Origin of the sequence: Virgibacillus sp. SK37, assembly GCF_000725285.1 — a bacterium.
Classification (GTDB): domain Bacteria; phylum Bacillota; class Bacilli; order Bacillales; family Amphibacillaceae; genus Virgibacillus_Q.
The window spans coordinates 1,842,415-1,864,762 of sequence record NZ_CP007161.1 but is presented as its reverse complement, the minus strand read 5'-3'; the positions used below and the strand labels follow the sequence as shown (position 1 = coordinate 1,864,762).

At 34.3% G+C, this 22,348-nt stretch carries 26 protein-coding genes and 1 riboswitch; of the genes, 7 read left to right on the top strand and 19 right to left on the bottom strand.

Annotation, left to right across the window (positions count from 1 at the left end):
• Window positions 1-359 precede the first annotated feature (359 nt).
• Entirely contained in the window at window positions 360-734 is a 375-nt protein-coding gene (locus X953_RS09660; RefSeq protein ID WP_040955375.1) for a rhodanese-like domain-containing protein, read from the top strand.
• Window positions 735-783: 49 nt separating this feature from the next.
• On the opposite strand, the gene gcvPB is transcribed toward X953_RS09660, so the two are convergent.
• The 3 genes from gcvPB to gcvT are packed head-to-tail and all read right to left on the bottom strand — an operon-like array spanning window position 784 to window position 4,715.
• The gene (gcvPB, locus tag X953_RS09655; protein WP_040955374.1) at window positions 784-2,244 is read right to left on the bottom strand and encodes an aminomethyl-transferring glycine dehydrogenase subunit GcvPB; all 1,461 of its coding nucleotides are present in this window, start codon (window positions 2,242-2,244) and stop codon (window positions 784-786) included.
• Window positions 2,237-3,586 carry an aminomethyl-transferring glycine dehydrogenase subunit GcvPA gene (gene gcvPA, locus X953_RS09650; RefSeq protein WP_040955373.1) on the bottom strand — a complete coding sequence of 450 codons (1,350 nt, stop codon included), beginning with the start codon at window positions 3,584-3,586 and terminating at the stop codon, window positions 2,237-2,239. Before gcvPA ends, gcvPB begins: the two co-directional genes overlap by 8 nt.
• Window positions 3,587-3,599: 13 nt before the next feature.
• Window positions 3,600-4,715 (bottom strand): glycine cleavage system aminomethyltransferase GcvT, encoded by a 1,116-nt coding sequence (gene gcvT, locus X953_RS09645; protein WP_040955372.1) that lies wholly within the window; start codon window positions 4,713-4,715, stop codon window positions 3,600-3,602.
• A 180-nt stretch (window positions 4,716-4,895) separates the two neighbouring features.
• A riboswitch (glycine riboswitch) is annotated at window positions 4,896-5,005 on the bottom strand.
• 138 nt (window positions 5,006-5,143) lie between these two features.
• On the opposite strand from gcvT, the gene X953_RS09640 reads away from it, so the two are divergent.
• A complete protein-coding gene (locus X953_RS09640) occupies window positions 5,144-6,811 on the top strand; it encodes a DEAD/DEAH box helicase (RefSeq protein ID WP_040955371.1) in 1,668 nt (555 codons plus the stop codon).
• Window positions 6,798-7,580: a YqhG family protein gene (locus tag X953_RS09635; RefSeq protein ID WP_040955370.1), complete on the top strand. Its 783-nt coding sequence runs from the start codon at window positions 6,798-6,800 to the stop codon at window positions 7,578-7,580. The genes X953_RS09640 and X953_RS09635 overlap by 14 nt, the downstream gene beginning before the upstream one ends.
• 34 nt (window positions 7,581-7,614) lie before the next feature.
• On the opposite strand, the gene X953_RS09630 is transcribed toward X953_RS09635, so the two are convergent.
• Window positions 7,615-7,860, bottom strand: a complete 246-nt coding sequence (locus X953_RS09630; protein WP_040955369.1) for a YqzE family protein — start codon at window positions 7,858-7,860, stop codon at window positions 7,615-7,617.
• A gap of 248 nt (window positions 7,861-8,108) precedes the next feature.
• Between X953_RS09630 and comGA the strand changes: the two genes are divergently transcribed.
• The 3 genes from comGA to X953_RS09615 are packed head-to-tail and all read left to right on the top strand — an operon-like array spanning window position 8,109 to window position 10,349.
• Window positions 8,109-9,131, top strand: coding sequence for a competence type IV pilus ATPase ComGA (gene comGA / locus X953_RS09625; RefSeq protein WP_040955368.1), 1,023 nt, complete (start codon window positions 8,109-8,111; stop codon window positions 9,129-9,131).
• Window positions 9,109-10,140 carry a type II secretion system F family protein gene (locus tag X953_RS09620; RefSeq protein WP_232217793.1) on the top strand — a complete coding sequence of 344 codons (1,032 nt, stop codon included), beginning with the start codon at window positions 9,109-9,111 and terminating at the stop codon, window positions 10,138-10,140. Before comGA ends, X953_RS09620 begins: the two co-directional genes overlap by 23 nt.
• A gap of 11 nt (window positions 10,141-10,151) precedes the next feature.
• Window positions 10,152-10,349 (top strand): prepilin-type N-terminal cleavage/methylation domain-containing protein, encoded by a 198-nt coding sequence (locus tag X953_RS09615; protein ID WP_052350105.1) that lies wholly within the window; start codon window positions 10,152-10,154, stop codon window positions 10,347-10,349.
• Here the strand turns inward: X953_RS09615 and X953_RS09610 are convergent.
• A complete protein-coding gene (locus X953_RS09610; RefSeq protein ID WP_040955366.1) occupies window positions 10,341-12,014 on the bottom strand; it encodes a recombinase family protein in 1,674 nt (557 codons plus the stop codon). The two genes, X953_RS09615 and X953_RS09610, sit on opposite strands and share 9 nt — an antisense overlap.
• Window positions 12,015-12,186: 172 nt before the next feature.
• Here X953_RS09610 and X953_RS09605 point away from each other — a divergent pair, with 172 nt between their 5' ends.
• Window positions 12,187-12,624 (top strand): endonuclease domain-containing protein, encoded by a 438-nt coding sequence (locus X953_RS09605; RefSeq protein WP_052350104.1) that lies wholly within the window; start codon window positions 12,187-12,189, stop codon window positions 12,622-12,624.
• A 22-nt stretch (window positions 12,625-12,646) separates the two neighbouring features.
• Here the strand turns inward: X953_RS09605 and X953_RS19120 are convergent, their stop codons facing one another.
• The 14 genes from X953_RS19120 to X953_RS09540 form a co-directional block, all read right to left on the bottom strand.
• Window positions 12,647-15,073, bottom strand: a complete 2,427-nt coding sequence (locus tag X953_RS19120; RefSeq protein ID WP_052350103.1) for a phage tail tape measure protein — start codon at window positions 15,071-15,073, stop codon at window positions 12,647-12,649.
• A gap of 69 nt (window positions 15,074-15,142) precedes the next feature.
• The gene (locus tag X953_RS09595) at window positions 15,143-15,433 is read right to left on the bottom strand and encodes a hypothetical protein (RefSeq protein ID WP_189777937.1); all 291 of its coding nucleotides are present in this window, start codon (window positions 15,431-15,433) and stop codon (window positions 15,143-15,145) included.
• A gap of 44 nt (window positions 15,434-15,477) precedes the next feature.
• A complete protein-coding gene (locus X953_RS09590) occupies window positions 15,478-15,849 on the bottom strand; it encodes a hypothetical protein (protein WP_040955363.1) in 372 nt (123 codons plus the stop codon).
• A gap of 16 nt (window positions 15,850-15,865) precedes the next feature.
• Complete coding sequence (locus tag X953_RS09585; RefSeq protein ID WP_040955362.1) at window positions 15,866-16,384, bottom strand: hypothetical protein; 519 nt, start codon at window positions 16,382-16,384, stop codon at window positions 15,866-15,868.
• Between the two features lie 20 nt (window positions 16,385-16,404).
• Window positions 16,405-16,782, bottom strand: a complete 378-nt coding sequence (locus X953_RS09580; RefSeq protein WP_040955361.1) for a minor capsid protein — start codon at window positions 16,780-16,782, stop codon at window positions 16,405-16,407.
• Between the two features lies 1 nt (window position 16,783).
• Entirely contained in the window at window positions 16,784-17,284 is a 501-nt protein-coding gene (locus tag X953_RS09575) for a hypothetical protein (RefSeq protein ID WP_040955360.1), read from the bottom strand.
• The gene (locus tag X953_RS09570) at window positions 17,277-17,636 is read right to left on the bottom strand and encodes a hypothetical protein (RefSeq protein WP_040955359.1); all 360 of its coding nucleotides are present in this window, start codon (window positions 17,634-17,636) and stop codon (window positions 17,277-17,279) included. Before X953_RS09570 ends, X953_RS09575 begins: the two co-directional genes overlap by 8 nt.
• Window positions 17,637-17,948 carry a hypothetical protein gene (locus X953_RS09565; RefSeq protein ID WP_040955358.1) on the bottom strand — a complete coding sequence of 104 codons (312 nt, stop codon included), beginning with the start codon at window positions 17,946-17,948 and terminating at the stop codon, window positions 17,637-17,639.
• Window positions 17,945-18,301 carry a hypothetical protein gene (locus X953_RS09560; RefSeq protein ID WP_040955357.1) on the bottom strand — a complete coding sequence of 119 codons (357 nt, stop codon included), beginning with the start codon at window positions 18,299-18,301 and terminating at the stop codon, window positions 17,945-17,947. The genes X953_RS09565 and X953_RS09560 overlap by 4 nt, the downstream gene beginning before the upstream one ends.
• A complete protein-coding gene (locus tag X953_RS19815; protein ID WP_156958476.1) occupies window positions 18,276-18,437 on the bottom strand; it encodes a hypothetical protein in 162 nt (53 codons plus the stop codon). The genes X953_RS09560 and X953_RS19815 overlap by 26 nt, the downstream gene beginning before the upstream one ends.
• Before the next feature lie 67 nt (window positions 18,438-18,504).
• Complete coding sequence (locus X953_RS09555) at window positions 18,505-19,302, bottom strand: N4-gp56 family major capsid protein (protein WP_040955356.1); 798 nt, start codon at window positions 19,300-19,302, stop codon at window positions 18,505-18,507.
• A gap of 95 nt (window positions 19,303-19,397) precedes the next feature.
• Complete coding sequence (locus X953_RS09550) at window positions 19,398-20,000, bottom strand: hypothetical protein (protein ID WP_040955355.1); 603 nt, start codon at window positions 19,998-20,000, stop codon at window positions 19,398-19,400.
• A 61-nt stretch (window positions 20,001-20,061) separates the two neighbouring features.
• Window positions 20,062-20,976: a phage minor capsid protein gene (locus X953_RS09545; protein WP_040955354.1), complete on the bottom strand. Its 915-nt coding sequence runs from the start codon at window positions 20,974-20,976 to the stop codon at window positions 20,062-20,064.
• A complete protein-coding gene (locus tag X953_RS09540) occupies window positions 20,960-22,339 on the bottom strand; it encodes a phage portal protein (RefSeq protein WP_040955353.1) in 1,380 nt (459 codons plus the stop codon). Before X953_RS09540 ends, X953_RS09545 begins: the two co-directional genes overlap by 17 nt.
• Window positions 22,340-22,348 lie beyond the last annotated feature (9 nt).

Below are 22,348 nucleotides of genomic sequence, written 5' to 3'. Positions count from 1 at the left end.
TTTATTTTACTAGTAATACATTACCACATTCCATCTATCATAAACAATATATTGAAGAGAAATCATTAAAAAATACTATATGTTGAGCTTTTCTCGTTTTGTCAAGCAATGAAAAGGGGTGAAATTAGCAGCAAATAAAAGCCTAAGTAAGATTTTGGTCAAAATATACTACGAAACCAAGAATTTTGTGGATTGCATTAATAAGTTTTATTGATTTTTGTCACCAACATATTATAAAATCTCTTTTCTAAGAAAAGCAACTCTAAAGAAACTTAGAGGATACTTGTGAAAAGCTTTGAAAAAATATTAAATTAAGCATATAATAGAGATGAAATAATTGTAGTGACGGGGGAAGAATAATGGAGTTTTTAATAATAGCAATTGTTGCATTGGCAGCATTTAGTATCTTCAGGTATTTTCGCCAACGCACATTTTTGAAGACCCTGACGGAAGAACAATTTCGTGAAGGTTATCGAAAAGCCCAGTTAATAGACGTTCGGGAGCCGCAGGAATTTGACCGTGGTCATATTCTCGGAGCAAGAAATATCCCTGTAACTCAAATGCGCCAACGCTTAATCGAAATCCGTAAAGATAAGCCAGTATATTTATACTGTCAAAGTGGATCAAGATCTGCGAGAGCAGCTCAATTACTTCACAAGAAAGGCTATGAAGATATAAATCAGCTAAAAGGCGGCTTTAAAAAGTGGACTGGCAAAGTGAAAGCAAAGAAATAGAAAAAAGTTCCTAAGTAATCCTTAGGAACTTTTTATGTTTTATTTTCGTTTATTTACCATAATACCGAAGTATTGGCTTTCTGGCAGCAGTTGTTTCATCCATTCGCTTGACTACTGTATTGTGTGGAGCTTCCTGAACAAGCTCTGGCTTATGCTCCGCTTCCTCTGCAATCGAAAGCATTGTCTCAATAAACCCGTCTAAAGTTTCTTTTGACTCTGTTTCTGTTGGCTCAACCATCAATGCTTCTTCTACATTTAATGGGAAATAAATAGTTGGTGGGTGATATCCATAATCCAACAGACGCTTAGCGATATCTAACGTACGTACCCCTAACTTTTTCTGTTGCTTACCTGACAATACAAACTCATGTTTACAATGTTGTGGGTAAGGCAGGGTATACCGCCCCTCTAATTTCCGCATCATATAATTTGCATTTAGTACAGCATACTCACTGACCTTTTTCAATCCTTCAGCACCCATCGTACGGATATAAGTATACGCTCGAAGATTAATACCGAAATTTCCATAATAAGGCTTCACTCTTCCAATGGAATGAGGTCGATCATAATTAAAGATATATTGATCCGCTTTTTTAGTTAAAATCGGTTTAGGTAAATAAGGCTCCAACTCTTTAGAGACCCCAACTGGCCCAGAGCCTGGTCCTCCACCACCATGTGGTCCGGTAAATGTTTTATGAAGATTTAAATGAACAGCATCAAATCCCATGTCTCCAGGCCGTGTGTATCCCATGATGGCATTCAGATTTGCTCCATCATAATATAATTTACCTCCTGCAGTATGGACAATTTCAGCCATTTCCATAATTTCTGTCTCAAATAACCCTAACGTATTTGGGTTTGTCAGCATTAACGCCGCAGTGTCTTTACCTACTACTCTTTTTAAATCTTCTAAGTCTACTAAACCATTCTCGTTTGATTTAACTGTTATTGCTTCAAAACCTGCTACGGTAGCGGATGCAGGGTTTGTTCCATGAGCTGAGTCTGGGACAATTACTTTGGTACGCTCCATATCGCCATTTGCTTCATGAAAAGCTCGAATCATCATTAATGCGGTCCATTCTCCATGTGCTCCTGCAGCAGGCTGAAGGGATACCTCATGCATTCCTGTAATTTCCTTCAATGAGGTTTGCAGATCATACAGCATTCCCATGGCTCCTTGAACACTATCTGCACTCTGATAGGGATGAATATGACTGAAGCCATCAAGTCTTGCGACGTCCTCATTAATTTTAGGATTATACTTCATCGTACATGAACCTAAGGGATAAAATCCTGAATCAACACCGTAATTGCGATTGGATAGTCCTGTATAGTGACGAATAATGTCCAATTCACTTACCTCTGGCAATTCAGGTGCAGTTTTACGAATATACACTTCTTCCATTTCTTGATCAATATCGTAATTTGGTACGTCTAATTCTGGTAAACTATAACTTGTTCTTCCTTCTCTGCTACGTTCAAAAATTAATGGAAAGTCCTGGTTAGCCATTGATATCCCCCAATTCTTTTACAAAAGCTTCAATTTCCTCTTTTGTACGAATTTCTGTTACTGCGATTAGCATATGACCTTGTAGTTCCGGATAAGCCAACTCCAGATCATAACCTCCAATTATGTTCTTCTCCAGCAGACTATTATTTACTTCTGCTACTGATTTATCTAGTTTAATAACAATCTCATTGAAATAAGCCCCATTGTTTACCACAGGGATTTTTGCTTCCTCCAGTAATTCTTTAGCATAACGGGTTTTTTGCATATTCATTACAGCCATTTTTCTTAAACCGTGCTTGCCAATTGAACTCATAGCAACTGAACTTGCTAATGCGTTCAAAGCTTGGTTGGAGCATATATTAGAGGTGGCCTTATCTCTTCTAATGTGTTGCTCTCTTGCTTGCAGTGTTAATACAAAGCCACGTGCACCGTCTTCATCTACGGTTTGACCAACAAGACGACCTGGAACCTTCCTCATGAGTTTCTCTGTTGTAGCGAAATAACCACAGTGTGGCCCGCCATATTGAGCTGGAATACCAAATACTTGTGTGTCACCCACCACAATATCAGCTCCGAAATCCCCTGGTGGTGACAAATAACCTAATGCCAATGGATTGCTGGAGACAATAAACATCGTTTTCTTTTGTGTATTGATTAGCTCTTTGACTTTTTCTAAAGGTTCAATTTGACCAAAGAAATTTGGATACTGCATTACAACACTTGCTGTATTTTCATCCAGTTCTTTTTCCAGCTGAACGAGGTCTGTCAATCCGTTTTCAAAGTCTATCTCCACAATTTCCAAATTTGGCCCTTTGGCATAAGACTCAATCACAGCCCGTGATTCTGGATGAACTGCTTTAGAAACAAGAATCTTTTTCTTTTTTGTTTGTGCCGCACTCAGGTTAACAGCTTCAGCTAGGGCAGTGCCCCCATCATACATAGAAGAGTTAGCCACAGCCATACCAGTAAGTTCTGATATCATTGTCTGAAATTCAAAAATTGCTTGTAGCTCCCCTTGCGAGATTTCAGGCTGATAAGGAGTATATGCCGTATAGAATTCGGAACGGGAGATAATATGATCCACCACTGATGGAATAAAATGATCATAAACCCCAGCACCTAAAAAGGAACTATTCTCTTTCAAATTGGCATTTTTTCCAGCCATTCTCGAAAGTTCTTTCATCAAATCAGCCTCATTAGCAGGTTTTTTTAAGTTTAGCTCCTGCTGCATACGTAATTGACTTGGGATATCTGAGAATAACTCATCTGTTGATTGAATTCCTATTGTATCCAGCATTTCCTGCTTGTCAACCTCAGTCATTGGTAAATAACGAAATTCCATTCCAGTTTCCTCCTTATTTCCCTCGTTTATAAAATGGAGTAGTAATAATCCTAGCCTTCAATTTTCTTTTTCTGACTTGAATTGTTAATTCTGTACCTTCGTCCGTGTATTCTTTTTTAACTAATGCCAGACCTATATTCTTATTTAAAGTTGGTGATTGGGTACCAGAAGTTATAAAACCAATATACTGGTCATCAACTAACACTTCATAACCATGTCTAGGTATTCCTTTGTCGATCATCTCAATCCCTACAAGTTTTCTTTCCGGACCATTCTCAATTTGGTCTTTCAGTACTTTCTTTCCAATGAAGTCAGATTCTTTTTTCGGCTTTACAGCAAATGTTAATCCTGCTTCTACCGGTGAGATATCTTTAGATAGTTCCTGGCCATACAATGCGAGATTCGCTTCAAAACGCAGTGTGTCTCTTGCACCAAGGCCGATTGGCTGCAAGCCTTCACTTTCCCCTGCTTGAAGAATCAAATTCCATAATTCTCTGCCATGTTCCTTGGCTATATAAATTTCAAAACCATCTTCCCCTGTATAACCTGTACGGGATACAAGAGCAGGTGTGGAAATCCCCTGGAAATAAACCTCTTTATTGAAACGGAAAAACTTAATTTCCGACAAATCAAATTCTGTAATTGATTGGAGTATTGCTTCTGCTCTAGGTCCCTGTAAAGCTACTTGTACATAGAAAGCAGACATATTTTCAACCTTTATCTCATCTTCGCTATAGTCATTATGTTTTACTAACCATTCATAATCTTTTTCAGTGTTCGCTGCATTTACCACTAATAAATAATGGGCGTCCTCTATCATATAAATCAAGAAATCATCGACTGTGCCGCCATCCTCGTAACACATAAATGTGTACTGTGCTTTATTAGGTACCAGTTTTGATACATCATTAGTAACCATTCGTTGCAAAAACTCTAAACTTTTTGGCCCTTTTACTTCGATTTCTCCCATATGAGATACATCAAATAAACCAGCTTTTGTTCTAGTAACCTCGTGTTCTTCTTTTATACCGGAAAACTGTACTGGTAAGTCCCACCCACCAAAATCAATGGTTTTCGCCCCGTACTTTTCATACTCGGGGAACAAAGGTGTTCGCTTCAAATCACTCATTTCACACACTCCCATCTAAATTTTCTGATTCTTTAAATAAAAAAAGAGATCTCACTGATATTCAATGAAATCTCTGTCCTTAAACCAGAAAGTTGCATACCTGCAGTTTTCTAAGAAATCAATACAGATACTTGCTTCGTGGGTGGCTTCCCAATAACTAGTAAGCGCTCTCCAGAGGTGCGTCCTACAAGAGTCTGTTTGCCTGAGAGATTCACAATTGTTTGCTCCTTCGGCGTTATGGCGGAATAAACTTTGCTTCCATTCCCCATAATCTCTCCCCTTGTAATCATTCGCTTTTATGAAATATTGAAAGTTGGTTATACTATGTAACAATATCATGAAAGATCTACTCACTTTTATAGAATCATTATAGCATAGAAGTAACCTTTTGTATTAATAATCTAACTTTTTATAAAGGAAGAATGTAAATGAAATCTATTGAACTTCATAGGGATACTCAATTTATTAATGAGTTACAGAAAAAGCTAAACAATAGTGACTATACTTCCCCTTGGGATTTATTTTCACTAACGTATGAAGCAGAGTTGACCAGGATGGCACCTGCTTTTACTGGCTTGAGAGCCTTAGATTATCTACCGCAGGTGACGTTTATGGACCACCAAATAGAATGTGCAGAACAAGTTATTGAGCATATGAATGGTCGTGCCATTTTAGCAGATGAAGTTGGTTTAGGTAAGACGATTGAAGCTGGTTTAATCCTTAAGGAATATATGATACGAGGCCTTGTAAAAAAAGCTCTAATACTTGTGCCGGCATCTCTAGTTAATCAATGGGAAAGGGAATTAAATGAAAAATTCTATATTCCTGCAATAGCTCACCGCAAAAATTATAGTTGGCAACATGGAGAAATAATCATTTCTTCTATTGATACCGCAAAAAGATCGCCACATAGAGAAGAAATTTTAGATATAGACTATGACTTCATTTTAATTGACGAAGCACACAAACTTAAAAATCATAAGACGAAAAACTTTTCTTTTGTCCGTTCACTCAAGAAAAAGTATTGTCTTTTGTTAACAGCAACACCTGTACAAAATCAACTTATAGAAATATTTAATTTAGTATCCATTTTAAAACCTGGTCATTTGGGAAATTACGAATCCTTTTTAGAAAGATACGGAAAAGATCGTACAAAAATTAAAGAGGACATCTATCTTAAACAATTAATCCAAAAAGTAATGGTTAGAAACACTCGGAAAGAAACGTCACTTAATAACACAAAAAGAAATATTGAAACAGTATGGGTACAGTTTAGTGATGAAGAAAGAGGTGTTTATAAGGAGCTTGAAAACAGTAAATACTCCTTACCTGCATTTTCCAAGATTACTTATTTAAGAGAAATTTGTTCATCCAGAGAAGCTTGTTTCTTGTCGTTAAATAAATTAGAAGAAGAAAACAACGGTGACACCACTATAGACTTGAAACACATCATCCAAAAGATCGAACAATTACCACACCATACTAAAGCAGTAAAGGTGATTGAACTAATCAAACAAATTGGTGATGAAAAAGTAATTATTTTTACAGAGTATAGAGCAACACAGCTTTATCTCCAGTGGTATCTACAACAATATGGAATTACATCTGTACCTTTTAGAGGCGGATTTAAGAGAGGTAAAAAAGATTGGATGCGACAATTGTTTCAAAATCACGCCCAAGTGTTAATCGCTACAGAAGCTGGCGGAGAAGGAATCAACCTTCAATTCTGTAATCACATGATTAACTATGATTTACCTTGGAACCCAATGCGGCTTGAACAACGAATCGGTCGTGTTCACCGATATGGCCAAACAAAAGATGTGCATATTTATAACCTTGCAATCAAAGACACAATCGAAGAACATATCATGAAATTACTGTATGAAAAAATTAATTTATTTGAACAAGTAATTGGACAGTTGGACGATATTCTCGCCGAATTGGATATTAAGGACATGGAAGAGGAAATACAAACAATATACTCTGAATCGAGAACTATTGGAGAAGCCAAAATAAAAATAGATAATTTGGCTTCCATTATCCAACATAATCAAAGTATTAATGAAGGCGAGGCAGACCAGTATGGCAGTTACTGATTTAAATAAATTTTTGGTGACATTCTTCTCTGCCAAACATTGTACCATCGTTGAAAATAAGGAAGGTGTCCTAACCGTCCAATTGACCGAAGAAATGGACAGGGCCTTAATGAATCGGCCCTTTTATTGGCATTATATTAAAAAAATGGGTAATCAAGGTGACCCAATGCAATTAACCCTCATTACAAATCCTAATAAAAAAGACATAAAAGGAGAGTGGATTCATTTTGGAAGTCCAAGATTACAACAAATTATGAATTATATTCACCAAAATGAGAAGTATACCAAACTTTTTCAATCCATGAACGCGGAGAGCAACACCCCGCTTTACCCATGGTTGATTACCAATATAAAAGTTAGTTATAAAGGAAAACATAAAAAAGATGAATTAATTTCAATCGGTCTTCATTTAGTTAACGGTTCCATGAAGGTAGAAATGATGAAGGAACTTTCCGCCATTCCTTTGCAGCAGATGATTCCAGATTATTGCTATACCATTTCTCCTATGATTAAGCTAGAGAGTGGTTTTAAAAGAATAGAGCGGGTTATCGATGATTATATTGAAAGACAAACTCATGATTGGGCTGAGGATTCTATCCATCTTTTAAAAAAAGAAATCACGTTATTGAAACACTTTTACAGTAATGACGAAAATAATCGTGAACAACAGATGGAAAAAGAGTTGAAGGAAATCGAAAACAGATATAAACCAACTATTACTTATGAAGTCATAAATGGCGGATTGTTTTATCTATCTCCTGCTATTTAGTTGAAAAAAGGGATAGCCAAACTGAACATAACGGCTACCCCTTTTTTCTCCATGCACGATATGCAAAAGGTACTATCCCAAACCATCTATTGGTAACAACTTTGTCATTCTTTTTCTTATTATGTTTTTTCTTTCTTTCCTCCGGGGACAAGTCAATATAGGATACAATTTGCTCAGTCATAAATTTAAGGTAATCGTTTCCAGACAATGTACTCACCTCACTTCTTTGTCCTAAGATAATAATGTATAAAATTTTTGTACGTATGGTGATCTTATGCATGAACAGCCACGTCCAGCAACTAGCAGGGTTCTTGATGAGGAGAACATAGTGCAGTCCCGGTAGATCTCCAGTTTGTACGCTATCAAACGGATGCTTCGGCTTTTTTTCTATTTTTAACAAAATAAGAAAAAACTATTCTATTTAGTATCAGGTAAAAAAAATTAAAATAATTCTTTGTAAAAAAGAAGGATGTTTTAAAAAAGTGTCGAATGTACTATATATAGTCGCTAAAAGGAGGTGAATAACCTTTGAACCATGCTCCAGCAATATCTGATAAACTTCTGCTCCATGCCTTTGATGTGGAGGCTTCGGATATTCATTTTTCTCCTTTCTCCGATCGTGTTGATATATATTTGAGAATCCATGGAAGAAGAATATTTTACAAATCCATCCTCCCTTCACAATATCAATTATTAATCACCTATTATAAGTTTATCTCTGGAATGGATATTGGAGAAATTAGAAAGCCTCAAAATGGTACCATTCTTTATAAGACACATCCTCAAGAATATTCCTTACGTTTATCTACCCTTCCTGTTAACCAAAAAGAAAGTTTGGCAATTCGTATTCTCCCCCAGCAGCAAAAAATGACATTAGATCAACTCTTTCTATTCCCTAACCAACTAACCAAAATTAAAAATTGGATATCAAATCGATCTGGTATCATTCTGTTTACCGGACCAACAGGGAGTGGAAAGACTACTACCTTATATGCCTTACTGGAAGCCATCCTGAAAGAAAAATCCTACCAAACCATTACTTTGGAAGATCCAATAGAGAAGAATATGGCTGATATTTTACAGGTCCAAGTTAATGAGAAAGCTGGCGTTACGTATCAGACAGGATTAAAAGCAGCACTCCGCCATGATCCTGACATCATTATGGTAGGAGAAATACGCGATAGTTATACTGCTCGTTTTGCATTTGATGCTTCGCTTACGGGACACCTCGTATTAAGCACCCTTCATGCAAAGGACGCTCCAGGGACTATACACAGATTATTAGAAATGGGATTAAAGCACACAGATTTGGAACAATCACTTATCGCTGTAGCAGCTCTTCAATTAATCCCTATTGAGATAGATAACAGAACCAAACGTAGAGCGGCTATTCTTGAATTACTGGAAAAAGAGCCATTGTTTAAAACAATACACAAGATGGATATAAATGCACGTGATCAGTTCCATACATTTGATCATTTAAGAAGGAAGGCATTCGCTTATGGTTATTTTTCTGAGGAAAATTATCATGCGTTTCAAGAAAAGAGATAAAATTGCACCAGAACTTCAATTAATTTTTATAAGAAGACTTCATCGACTACTAATAAATGGCTACACACTACTTGATGGATTAAAAATAATCAAATGGGATACACAATTAAGCACAACAGCAGATGATATTTCTCTTTCACTACAAAATGGTTACACAATTGACGAGGCTTTTGAAAAAAACCATTTTCACCCTATAATTATTGATTATTTGAGTTTTGTTAAATCTAATGGGGATTTGGAGGGAAGCATCGGAAAGTGTGTTGATATGTTTTCCAATCGGCTTAAATACACTAAGAAACTCAGACAAATAATCAGGTATCCACTTGTTCTACTGTTCATCTTTTCACTTCTGCTTATCTTCATTAAGCAATCTGTTCTCCCCTCCTTTATTGATATTTTCCAAACAAGCGAAGAAGCATCTTCCACTGTAATTATTTCGATGATTATTATCGAAGTAATCTTCTCCATAGCAGTTTTACTGTTTATTTTTCTTGTTATTATGATTGTCTTCTGGCAATTCGCCAGACATAAATTCTCCATTGAAACCAGGATTGTCCTCTATAATAAGCTTCCATTTTACAGAACAATCCTCAGGCTTCAAACTTCCTTTCAATTCGCTACGCATTTTCAAACCTTATTAAAGACGGGAATGAATTATAAAGATATCCTTCTGCAAATGAAACAACAAGAGAAGCAACCGATCATTGCCTACTATTCCGGCCTTTTAATTGGTGAATTATCAAGAGGTTTTTACATTTCCTCCCTGCTTTCTCAATTTAGCTTTCTTGATAAACAGCTTGTAGCTATTTTCCAAAAAAATAATGATAGTTTGGAACTGGAGAAAGAATTATCTTTATATGCTGAATGGTTATCCGAATCCATCCAAACGAAATTGATGAAATCCATAACGTATTTTCAACCACTATTTTTCATCATTGTGGCATGCTTTATCATTTTTATCTACATTATTTTAATGTGGCCAATGTTTCAATTAATTACAACAATATAAGGAGAATAAAAATGCTAAAAAATAATAAAGGTTTTACATTGATTGAAATGCTCATCGTTTTAATGATTATATCTGTTTTGATTATCCTGATTGTGCCTAATCTTAGTGGGAAGAGTAAACAGGTTCATGATAAAGGATGCGAAGCACTTGTGAATGCTCTCATTGTGAAAAACAAGTCATTTATTATTCCTTATATTACCTTAATTTAATTGGAATGTAAATGGAAATAATGCATAATCTGTTTCACCTTTATATATCTCATCATCAAGTAGCAATGTTGGTGTTTTTAACTCCACTAATGCTTCCCTATGTTCCAATATATAAATTCCATCAACTAAACCTATTACATCCTCATAGGTAAATGTTTTTTTTCTGCTGAATTTTACTATTTCATCAAATTTATCAATATATTCTTGCTTTTCATTTTCAATTGCAATTGTATTATATTCCAACATAGATGCTTCCAGTTTGCTTTTCTCGGATTCAATTTGATCAATTTTATTGAACATAACCTTTGAAACAGATTCAGAAACCCCACCTGCAATACTTGTTGTAATATTTTCAATTTGCTTATCTAATCCTGCAATTTGTACTTTTATTTTTTCCTTTTCGGATTCACCGTTTTTCAATTTGTCATCTAGCCTTTTTAAAATTCTATCTAATGCCTGTTCCTCTTCAACAATTCTATTTTCGTTAAATCTAATATTTAATTTTTCACCAATATTAGTTAATTCACGGACTAAGACATTATGCGCTACCCCTCTATTAGTACACTTATTGTCTATTCTCATCTTATTGCGTCTGTTTCTACACGAGTAAAAGTATTCAGTGATATTTGGACTATTGACCCTCTTTTTAATTGCACTAATTCTCACATAATCAGAATGACATTTTCCGCAAAATATCTTTTTATAAAACTCAGACTTAGGAACTTTAACACCTTTTCGTCCATGATTTTTTGTTGCTTGCACCCTTTTATGCATAATCTCCTGCGCTTTATCAAACATTGTAGGAGATATAATTTTAGGGATAGCATTATCATTTACTTTCCATTGATCTTTAGGCAATGTAATACGTTTATGACTACCTGTGATTGTAGTATGAGTATACCTTTTTGTAATAACTTGACCCTTGAATTTTTCATTTTTTATTATTCTTAATACACTATTGCCGATAAAACGTTTATTTTTCTTAGTTCTATAGCCTCTATCATTACACATATCAGCAATTTCAGTTGTGCCTTTTCCATGATTAACATATTGATCAAAAATAAATCTTACAGTTTTAGCTTCATCTTCATCTATTTCATACTCCTTTGTTTCAAGATTTCGTTTATAACCTAACAATACATTGGACATGTGATAGTCGCCTTTGTCTGTTCTAGTTTGATAAGCCTTTTTCCCTTTAATGCTACGGTCAACTGACTCCTGTTGGGCAAAATTAACGAATAGACCAAAGTGAAATTCCCAATTGTCATCTTTAGTCGTAAACCCTGCTGTCTCAAAAATAATATAAACATCTTTTTCTACTAACCTTCTGATTATTGAAGTTGAATCCGTGTTGCGTGCAAATCTTGAAATGTCTTTTACGATAATCCAATCAAATCTAGGTTCACGATTAGAAGTATCAAAGGTATAAACACCAGAATTTTCTTGCCTTGTTGCATTTAAACCAGCATCATATAACATTTCTAGAAATTCTTTACGATTACTTGACGTTGCCGAAAGACCCTCATCAAAATAGGTTTTCACCAATTCATAACCTTTATCTTTAGCATATTGTGCATAATATTCTTTTTGCCATTCAATACTTGTTTTTTGTTGTTCTTGATTTGTACTAACCCTTGCATATACTACTGCTTTTTCCTTCCCCATAAATTTACTTGTCTCCTTTTTCTTTAGTTCGTCCGTATTTAAAACAAGTATAGCATATATTAGTAAGATTAGGATTAAATTCCTATAAAAACAATAAATATTACAATACTTAGTATTTAAAGAAAGATTGAAGGCTAAAATACATCTTAAAACGTAAATGAGGTGTATTGTAGTGGGATTCATTATAGTTTTAGGATTAATTGCATTTACTGTCTGGTTAATACACGGAATAATCCAGTTATGGAATATGCCTATTCCCAAAAGTGCATATGAATCAGAAATAAGTAAGTGTGAATCACCAATTGAAAGAAGAGTATTTAGAGGATTGTTAAACAATGGCTTATACCCTACCCCACAATATAGAGTAGGTAAGTATTGGATTGATCTTGCTTTTCCTCATCAATTAGTTGCTGTTGAGTGTGATGGAAAAAAATATCATTCATCAGCTAAACAAAAAGCACATGACAGAAAAAGAGATAAATATATGAGGGAAAGAGGATGGACTGTTTTGAGGTTTAGTGGCAGTAAAATTCATAGAAATCTGCCAGAGGTTATAAGAAGTATTAAAGAAGAAGTGGAAAAAACAAAAAAAGCACCCACCAAGCCATAATTGACCTAGTGAGTGCTTAATATTAAATGTTAACGCCTATATTGCCAAATTCTTTTCTAAGCTTATTTATAGTATAATCTGCATTCTTTTGCAACATACGTTCATCTGCATTTCCGTCAATATTATATGTAAAGGAAGGATTTATAGTTATGTTCTTCTCAACTACATTATCAGATTGATTCATTTTATTCTGCATTTGTTGATTTTCATTAGATTGCATTGCTGAAATAATACTTCTTGGATCAAAGCTATTTATTAGACTATTAATTCTACTACCCATATCAAGATCCATTGTGTTTGCAATCATTTTACCAATTTGACCTAAAACAGAAGGCTTTAGAGGGATTATTGCTTCACTTCCTGCTTCCCCAACTCCATGTACGCCATTTGATGTATTAAATAAAGTTGGCTTATTAAATATTCCACCTTTTGCATGCCAATTAATTCCGATAGATGGAACACTAGGCGGCTTTAAAGAAAGTTTTCCTTTTATACTAAAGTGAGGAAGTTTTGGTTTAGGAATCTTAAACTTAAGTTTTCCACTTAAACCACTAAAGAAGCCTTTTATTTTGTCAATGGCTGATTTAACCAAGTCTCTTGCTTTATTTATTGGATTTACTATAGCAGATTTTACAGAATTAAAAATATCTGTAGCAGATGATTTTAAAGAATTTGCTTTAGAGACAAACCCTTCTCTCAAATTTTCTGCATAACTAATTACTTTATTTTTTGCATCGCTTACCTTTTGCTTTATTCCGTTTCCTAAATTAACAAATGAATTAACCACTGAACTTTTAAGCGAATTTACTTTAGAGATAAAGCCATCTTTAAGTGACGTAACGGTAGAAACTACCTTATTTTTTGCATCTATAGCCTTATTTTTGATACCGTTACCCAAATTTGAAAATCCTTCTACGGCTTTATTCTTTAAATCAGTAACCTTCTGTATAGCCTTATCCTTCATTTCATTAAACTTATTAGATACTTTGCTTGCCATTTCTGAAACAGTTTTGGTAACTGAACTCCAAATTTCTTTCGCTTTAGCCTTTACGGTATCCCAATTTTTCCAGAGAGCAACACCAATTGCAACAAGTGCAGCTATAATTCCAACAACAATCAAGACAGGTGCTGAAATTGCGCCTATTGCTCCTACTAGTACACCAAATAAAGGTGCTAGAGTAGTTACTACTCCTATAATTGCACTAATTCCACTTGCAATTGCTCCAAATACCACTAATACAGGCCCGATAACTCCCACTATTCCAGCTATGATTAAAATTGTATTTTGAATACCATCATCTAAACCACTAAACCAATTTATTACATCAGTTACCTTTTCAACTATTTTTGTAAAATAGGGAATTATTTTCTCGGATACAACTATCGATAATTCACCAAGTGCTGATTTTAATTGTTCTATTTTACCTTGAGCATTATCCTGCATAGTGGAAGCCATATCATTCAATGCACCATCGGAATCAGTTATATCACCTTTTAACCCCTGATACTCATCACCCAAGCCAGACATAAGACCATTAAATGTTTTCATATGTTCTTTACCAGCTATCATACTTATGTATTGAGCCTTTTGCTCATCAGTCATACCTGCCATTTTATCTTTAACTTCCCTTAAGACAGTTTCCATGCCTTTGAAGTTACCTTCTGAGTCAAATGCAGATATGCCTAATTCTTCAAGTGCCTTTCCTGCTGCCCCTGTACCACTAGTAAGGTTTGTCATAATCGCATTCATTGCTGTACCAGCTTCTGCACCTTTAAAACCTCTATTTGCTAGTACTCCTAATAAGGCTGAAGCTTCCTCAATGGGTACATTAAAGTTTTTAAACGTACCGCCTGAAATTAAAAATGCCTCCATTAAAGAATCTACATCGGTATTAGAATTTCTCGATGCTTGAGCAACTTTATCTAAATAGCCCGGCAAGTCTTTTGTCTCGATCCCCAATGCACTCATGCTATCTGTTACTAAATCAGATGCCCTAGCAAGGTCAAGATTACCTGCTTCAGACAAGCGTAATATTGGTTCTAAACCATCCATCATTTGATTTGTATCCCAACCTGCAAGTGCCATATATCCCAATGCATCGGCTGCTTCACTTGCAGACTTTGATGTATTCTTACCCATTTCTCTTGCTTTACTCTTTAACTTTTCTAAATCTCCACTAGTAGCCCCAGAAATAGCTTGGACATTTGACATAGATTTCTCAAAGTCTATGCCTGTCCTCATCATTAACCCACCAATACCAGCTAAAGGGACAGTTAAATATTTAGTCATGTTAGTTCCAGTATTTTTAAAACCATTACCAACTTTATCAAGACTATCTTTTACTTTCTTATTCAACCCTTGAGCTTTATCCTCTGCTTTTTTCATATTTGCCATAAAGTCAGAAATATTGGCTGTTATTTTGGTAACGACTGAATATTGTTTACCCATAAGTCTCACCTACCTTTTCTATAAAAAACAAAAAAAGGGAGACATCCATTTGAGGACATCTCCCTGAAATCACATATTATTTAGTTGTTCCTTAGCCCTCTTAATAGCATCAAAGTCAGTTTTTACATGCTTTCCTGCTAAATTTGGCTTATCCTCTTTGGTTAATTCTTCAAAGAATTTCTCAAGTGCCTTCTTCTCTAAATTAGGTATAATATGTAATTGAGCTTGTTTCGCATAATCTTGACGTTTACGCTTTTCTATAATATCTTGCTGAATAAAATACTCATCAAGATACACATCTTCCATGATTCTTTCCCTTGTCCAATGATATTGAGAAGCATATAAATCGATTACATTCAATTCAAACTCTAGAATTACTTCTTCTATAGGTTGTGGCTCTGAATTTAATTGACTTTCGCCTTCAGAACCTTTCCCAAGTTTTTTACTTTACTCACAATAGCTTGAATATTATTCAATTCAATCACAGTAGTAACAACATCAAAGAACTCTTCGAAATCCAATTCTTCAATATTTTCCACACCACTTGCTACAGAAACAAGTTTGAAAATGTCATCTTGAGCCTTTGCAAGTAAAGTTGGTAATTTAGTAAGAAGAATCTCATTGTTAAGGTTTTCTAATTCCTCAAAAGAAATAGCCTCACTAACAAGAGAAGGTAAATTGTCTATTGCCAACATTAGTTCAGAAAACTTACCAATTGGAATCTTTTTAATTTCTACTTGTTCACCATTTAATTTAATTTTTTTACTTTTTGCCATATGTATCTATTCCCCCTTAAACTGCTGGAGCATCTTCACCAATACGGAAGTAATTGCCAGCTTTCTTATAATCACCTGTATTATGTAATGCAGTTAGAGTAATCTCATAACTTGTTTTCTCTTTTCCATATGAACGTTCTAATGAACTTGTAGGAATAGCCTTAAACAAAGTAATGTCAAAGCTTTTATCTTCTGCTGGTAAATCGGCAGGGTGAATAACAACTTCTTGAGCCGTTTTACGTAAACTTTTAAGTCCTGCACCATCCTGAAGTCCAACTGTTTCTCCTGTATTTTGAAGTTCCTCAACTCCTGCCAGTGCCATTTTATAGGCTTCATAGGATTCTTCATCAACTGTAATAGTTACAGAAGCATCCCATCCTTCAACCAACCTGTCATATACTGGTGCAGTATATAAATCCACCTCAATCATTCTAGGCTCTGCTGCAAATACTGCTGCATCTGCTTGATTAGGTACTTTTACTCCACCAACTGTAATATCTGCCATACCAATTGTTAATCTTAAATCTTGTGCCATTTAAAACACTCCTTATTTTTCTAATATTGATACTGAAAAACTAATTCCAGCGAGAATTCTTTTCTGTTTTGTGAATCTGCATATAAATAAGTTAATTCACTACTCACATAACTTGCTGTAATAAAAAAATCACCCAAAGAATACTTCTCTTTTGAGTGAAATAAATTAAATATTTTGTTACCTAGTTCAACGCCATCCGGATACCGTTGAGAACGGATTTTAAATTCAATTGTCTTTTCTCTAATTGGAGAATACCTATTTGGAGGATAGCCACCCCCATCAATTATTGAAACAATATTATTTGGATTATCAGGATAATAGTTCTTAAAGAGATTCTTATTATCTACTAAATCAATAATATTTACTTCAACTTCCTTTGAAATCACATCTAATAACAATCTATACACCTGCCTTAACAGGATCACCAATAAAGTAATATGATTTAAATGTATTACCTGCAATTTGTTTGCTCGGCTGCCCTAAAAATCTAATATTTATTGTGTCAGCACCCTTAGAAAAGGTACGTATCATGGGATTTTCAGGGTCAACTATGGCTTTAAAGATAACAATATCATAAGTTTTGTCATTTCCTGATTCTACAGGGTGAATTATTAATTCTTTTCCATCGTAATCTATTTTAGAAGGGTTATCGTACAGTCCACCACTGTAATCTTTTAGAGATTGATCTGCTAGTTTTAAAGTTTCATAATTTTCTTCACTTAGAGAAAGAGTTAAAGAAACTACATATTCTTCTAGCATATATTTAATTTGCTGTTGACCATGATTCATTTTTTTATACTTTTTATCTGTCTCAAATAATGCTTCACTTCCAAGATTTGAGTATGTCTTTCCATCATATGTAATATCACATAAACCAACTGGAATTCTTAAGTTACTCATCAAACGCATCCCCTACTAAACTTCCTAAGTAATCTGCATACTTTTCTTCATTTTCCTTAGTTGGTTTTTCAAGATATTTTCTACCTGTGCCGGGAGTCGAAGGCTGATACATATCCTCATGCATTCTCAAAGCATATTCCTTGGAATAGCCTACTTCACCAGTGATATCATGCCTACTTACTTTTGCTGGAGTTGTACTACCATTCTCCCTTAATCCACCTTCATCAAGTGGGGCAAGATTCTTAGATTGTGATAGTAAATCCTCTGTTGAAGTATCAACACCTTTTTTCATAATACCCTTCATATGTCTAGATGCCTTGGAAAACTCAAGTGCTAAATCTTTGAAATCCATTTATACATACACCACCTTAAATAACGTTTCGCCCATTAAATCAATCCTATTTTGCATGGAAATAATGGAATAATCCTTATCGTGGTATCTGATTAGCGTATCAGTTAAATTTTTTTCATTTATGTCAACATCTTTAGGAAGCCAAAATCTCAAACTGGATACTACTTCCTCACCAGCTTTATTTTTGACATTCTCAAATTTTTCACTTGTTCTACAATCTGTATGTATAGGATCACCCTGAATATAGTCACCATAGGAATCTCTTACTGTTTTAATAATAAAGCAATCTTGATTCAATAAATCGTTAATCATTTTGCCTCACCAACACGTAATTTAATAATTGGTTTCAGAAACCCTTTAGCAACTTGTGAGATTAATCCACTTTTCATAGTGAAGGTGATACCATCCACGGCATAATAAGTGACTCCTTCTTGCTGTAACTTAAAACGTTCAGGAGCAAAATTTAATAAATGAATAGCTTGTTCACATACCGCATGGAAATAGTTATCAGTTATTTCAGCACCATCACGAAAATTAAAATGGCTTAAAAGGATATTTTCTGCCGTGTTTAATGCAGATTCTTTAACTGGATCAGTTTTATCCACCCATTTCTCATTAAAGAGATGACTTTCTAAATAACTATTTGCTTTGCTTAGTTCCACCATTACCCTTCACCTTCTTTTTAGTTGATGAAGTATCCGACTTTTTAGGACTTTTACTCTTTGTCTCTTTTTTCTGTGTTTTAACTTCTTCTTTTGGTTTTTGAACTTTATTTTTTCTATGTCTACGCCTCAATAACATTTAAACAACTCCTTTCTAACCAAAAATAAAGATAGAGGGGAATAAACCCCTCCATTAATTATGTATGTTAGACAGTTTTCTTAACTTTAACTACACCAGAATCATTGAATAGATTAACAGTGTAATATTGGTTTCCAGCAAGAACTACAGTACGTGCAAGAATGTCAGCATCTTTATTAATATTAGGACGCTTCTTATAGACAATTTCTACTGCACCTTGTTTTTGAATGTAAGAAGTACCTTGAGGCACTCGCTTAGTTTTAACAATGTCTTTCACTCCAACTAGTTCAGAAACTTCAGCTTTAGTAATGGCTGTCTTAGCAACATCTCCACCTACGTTAAATAAAGATTTAACTAGTTTAGAATAATCCTTGTTGTTAATAAAAAGGATGTAATCCTCATCATCTTCATCATCAAATACATCTACTGCATCAATAATTGCATCAACAGTAGTTGCTTCACCATTGAAAGATAACAAAGTGCTATCCAATGCTGCAAGATAGTCAATTTCAACTTTATCGGATAATGACTTTACAATTTGTCCTTCTGCTTCTTCTACAGTACCATCTAAATTAGTGATAATCGCTTTCTCAGTAACCTCAACTGATTTACCAGCCTCTTTAACAGTTACTTGAGAAGTAGTCATGCTTAGTTTTGCTGGATCCATTGGAACACCTTCAACTAAATCCTCTGCTGCACCAATGTAACCATACTTAGGACGGGTAATAGTATCTCCTGCTTGCCCTTCTAAAGTATCGTCAATTCTTGCAAATGGAGCGAATCTAATTGCTTTTTCCAGTTTACCTGAAATTGCATCCTCCATTACTTCTACATTTACTAAATCTGCTGCTTTTGTTTGTGCCATAATTTATGAACACTCCTTATATTTTATTTTTGTAACTTTGTTTAACGTCTAAGTCCGAAAAGACAATAAAAAATAGACCTCCTTCAAAGGTCTATTTAAATTAATTTGTTATATAATAGTGGGTTTTCTTTCTTTAACTTTACTTTCTCAGAAAATCTCATCTTATTGAAATCTTCTTGTGTAACATTGGCATATTCACCCGGATTGTTACCATTATTTCCAAAGGATTGAACATTATTTTTCTTGAACAAACCTTTCTTAGTAGCATTCTCAATCCATTTCATTTGTTCCAATTCATTACCATTTGGAATTAAATCACGGAAATCTTCAGGAACTTCATCAAGCCTATTTTGAAGCATCTCTTTAAATACTTCCTGATAAGCATCAAATTGCTCTTTTAATGGATCATGTGTGGATTTTAAATCATTATATAGAGATTCATATTCACCCTGTTTCCGCTTATCTTCTTCCTCATCTTCCTGTTGTTTCTTTTTCAATTCAGCCAATTCATCTTTAACTTGTTTAAAGTTATCGTTAACCTCTTTGAATCTTTCATAGGGAATAGTTTTATCCGTATTTTTCGAGTCGTCACTCGGATTCCCCTTATCATTATCATCATTATTATTAGATTGATTATTACCACCTGCATTTGTTCCATTATCTGCTTCATACATAAACATATTCTTTAAAAATTCCATTGCTTAACACTCCATTCTCATTTTAACGTGTTCAGTCACGATATTTTTAGACAGTAAAAAATCACATAGCTTTCCGCTTGTGATAATCTTCTTTGTTTAAATCTTTAATAGTTCTATTCTGATACTTTTTAGATACAGTTTCACCTATCCCCCTAAGTTCTGGCATATAAGATAACCATACATGCTTACAGTTGGGATGAAATGTTTGATATGGATAGTTTGGTAAAGTATCAACACTTGGATAATATGGATGATTACCAGAAATTGAAAATACCATATCTTCATAATGCCTACACCAATCTGCTGCACCATGTCTTGATATTTGTATAAGATCAAAATTCTCATTATCATTATATTTATCCTGATACTCAAACAATCTATTCATTGTACCTGTATTATGGATTATTCTCGACTTTGTTCTAACTGCCATAGAAGTATACTTATCAATTTTCCATTCCTTTTGACCAGCATCGACAAATGAGGTAACACCATTTTCCTTTAATGCTTTTAGTAAGTCCTTTTTTGTTTTACGTTGGCTTTCACCTGTAATAACCTGTCTTCCAACAATTTCTTTGCCATGATACCTTATAATATCCTTAGCTTGTTTGCTCATATATTGAGTATTTTTAGCTAAATCATCAAATAGCGACTTAGAAGCAACTTGAATAGCCTTTTTGTGCATGACAATTAAGCCACCCTGTATTACATTTACACCAGATAACAATGCAGCATCTTTGTCTATATTGCTTAATGCTGTGTAATAATACTCAGGTAACACATCATATGACCATTTATAAGCCTGTTCATCCAACCTTTTTAACTCTAATTGGATTTCCCTTAATAATGATCGTGATTGATTCTCTGATAATCCTCTATTAATCTGATATTCTAAGGTATCTAATATGTATAAGTAGGCTTTCTGATAATCCTTAACCAATTGATCTGCTAGTTTATCCAAGTCATTCAGATTGCTCATCATTATCACCAGTATCACTATTAGAAGACTGATTAAAACCAGTCATATCAGCCATAAACTCCTGTTGATTTGCTTCATTCTTTTCATTGATGATTTCTAGCCATTCTTCTTCAACCTCTTTAGTAGTCATATGAGGATTTAACCTTGATATAGCAGACTTCTTAGAGGATAAACCTGATTCCACCTTCAATTGTTCAGCTTGTGCATTCTCTAATAAATCAACTGGAAGATTAATGCTTAATTCTATGTTAGGGATAGCTGGTTCATAAGACTTTTCACCGCTTATTATTTGTAGCTGTTGAGCAAGATACAATATCTTCTTTAAGGCAGGTCTCCAATACATATATGAACGTGTAATCTTACATTGGGTACGCCATGATTTAATTATTGTTGCTCTGCCACTTGCTTGACTAGCCTTATCCATGCCATATAATGCAGGAGCCAATGGAGAAACATAATGCAATGACTTATAAACAATATCTTCAATAAATTTAAAGTTTGCATCTGCTGACCAATTCCATGTTAGATAGCCTAATGGAAGATCGTTGTCTTCTTCTCTAACCTCTACTACCTTGTTACCTTTAATGTTAAAATTACCATCCTCATCAAATAAACCTTCTCTAGCCCACATTTTTGGATCACTATGTAAATCTAATACATTGCTAATCTGTGTTACCCTGTGGTTTAATTCATCAAATAAAGGAGTCAATCCTCTATACAATGAATCTCCCCAGAAACTTGTACCACTTCTTGTAAATGGAATATATGTAAGTGGTGATTCTGTTAAATTAGTGTTTATTTCAGAAGGCTCATCTATTGACTTACCTAATTCACCTTCTTTATTTACAAAGTTTTGAGTAATACACCAATATTGACCGTTTCTATTTATATATGTTTCTGTATGAAAATATTTATCTTCGCCTTTTGAATATGGGACAGCTATTGTTTCAGAGAGGATTTTTCTTTTATCTAATGGAGATACTTCAGGAAAATAATAATCGACTTCAACAAATGTTATTTTACTTTTACCATTGTCAAGGTAATTTTTGGCTACAATACCACCTTTATAAGATTGTGATAAACTTGCTTCGGACAATTGTACATCCAATTCATTATGCTCTATTATTTCATCAATGGCAGTATCAGCTTGTTTATTGCCTTTAACAAATGCATTAATTGGATTACCGAATGCTAAATCACTAAATAAAGAAGATACTTCCCTTGGCATTGCTATTGGTAAGTAAGGATGCTCAAATTTATCATCTAATTTGCGTATCTGTGACCATTCCTCTTCATAGTTATCATACATATCCTCATATTCTTTATATTGAATATGTCTTTTACTATTAAAATTTACTGTCAATATATTCCC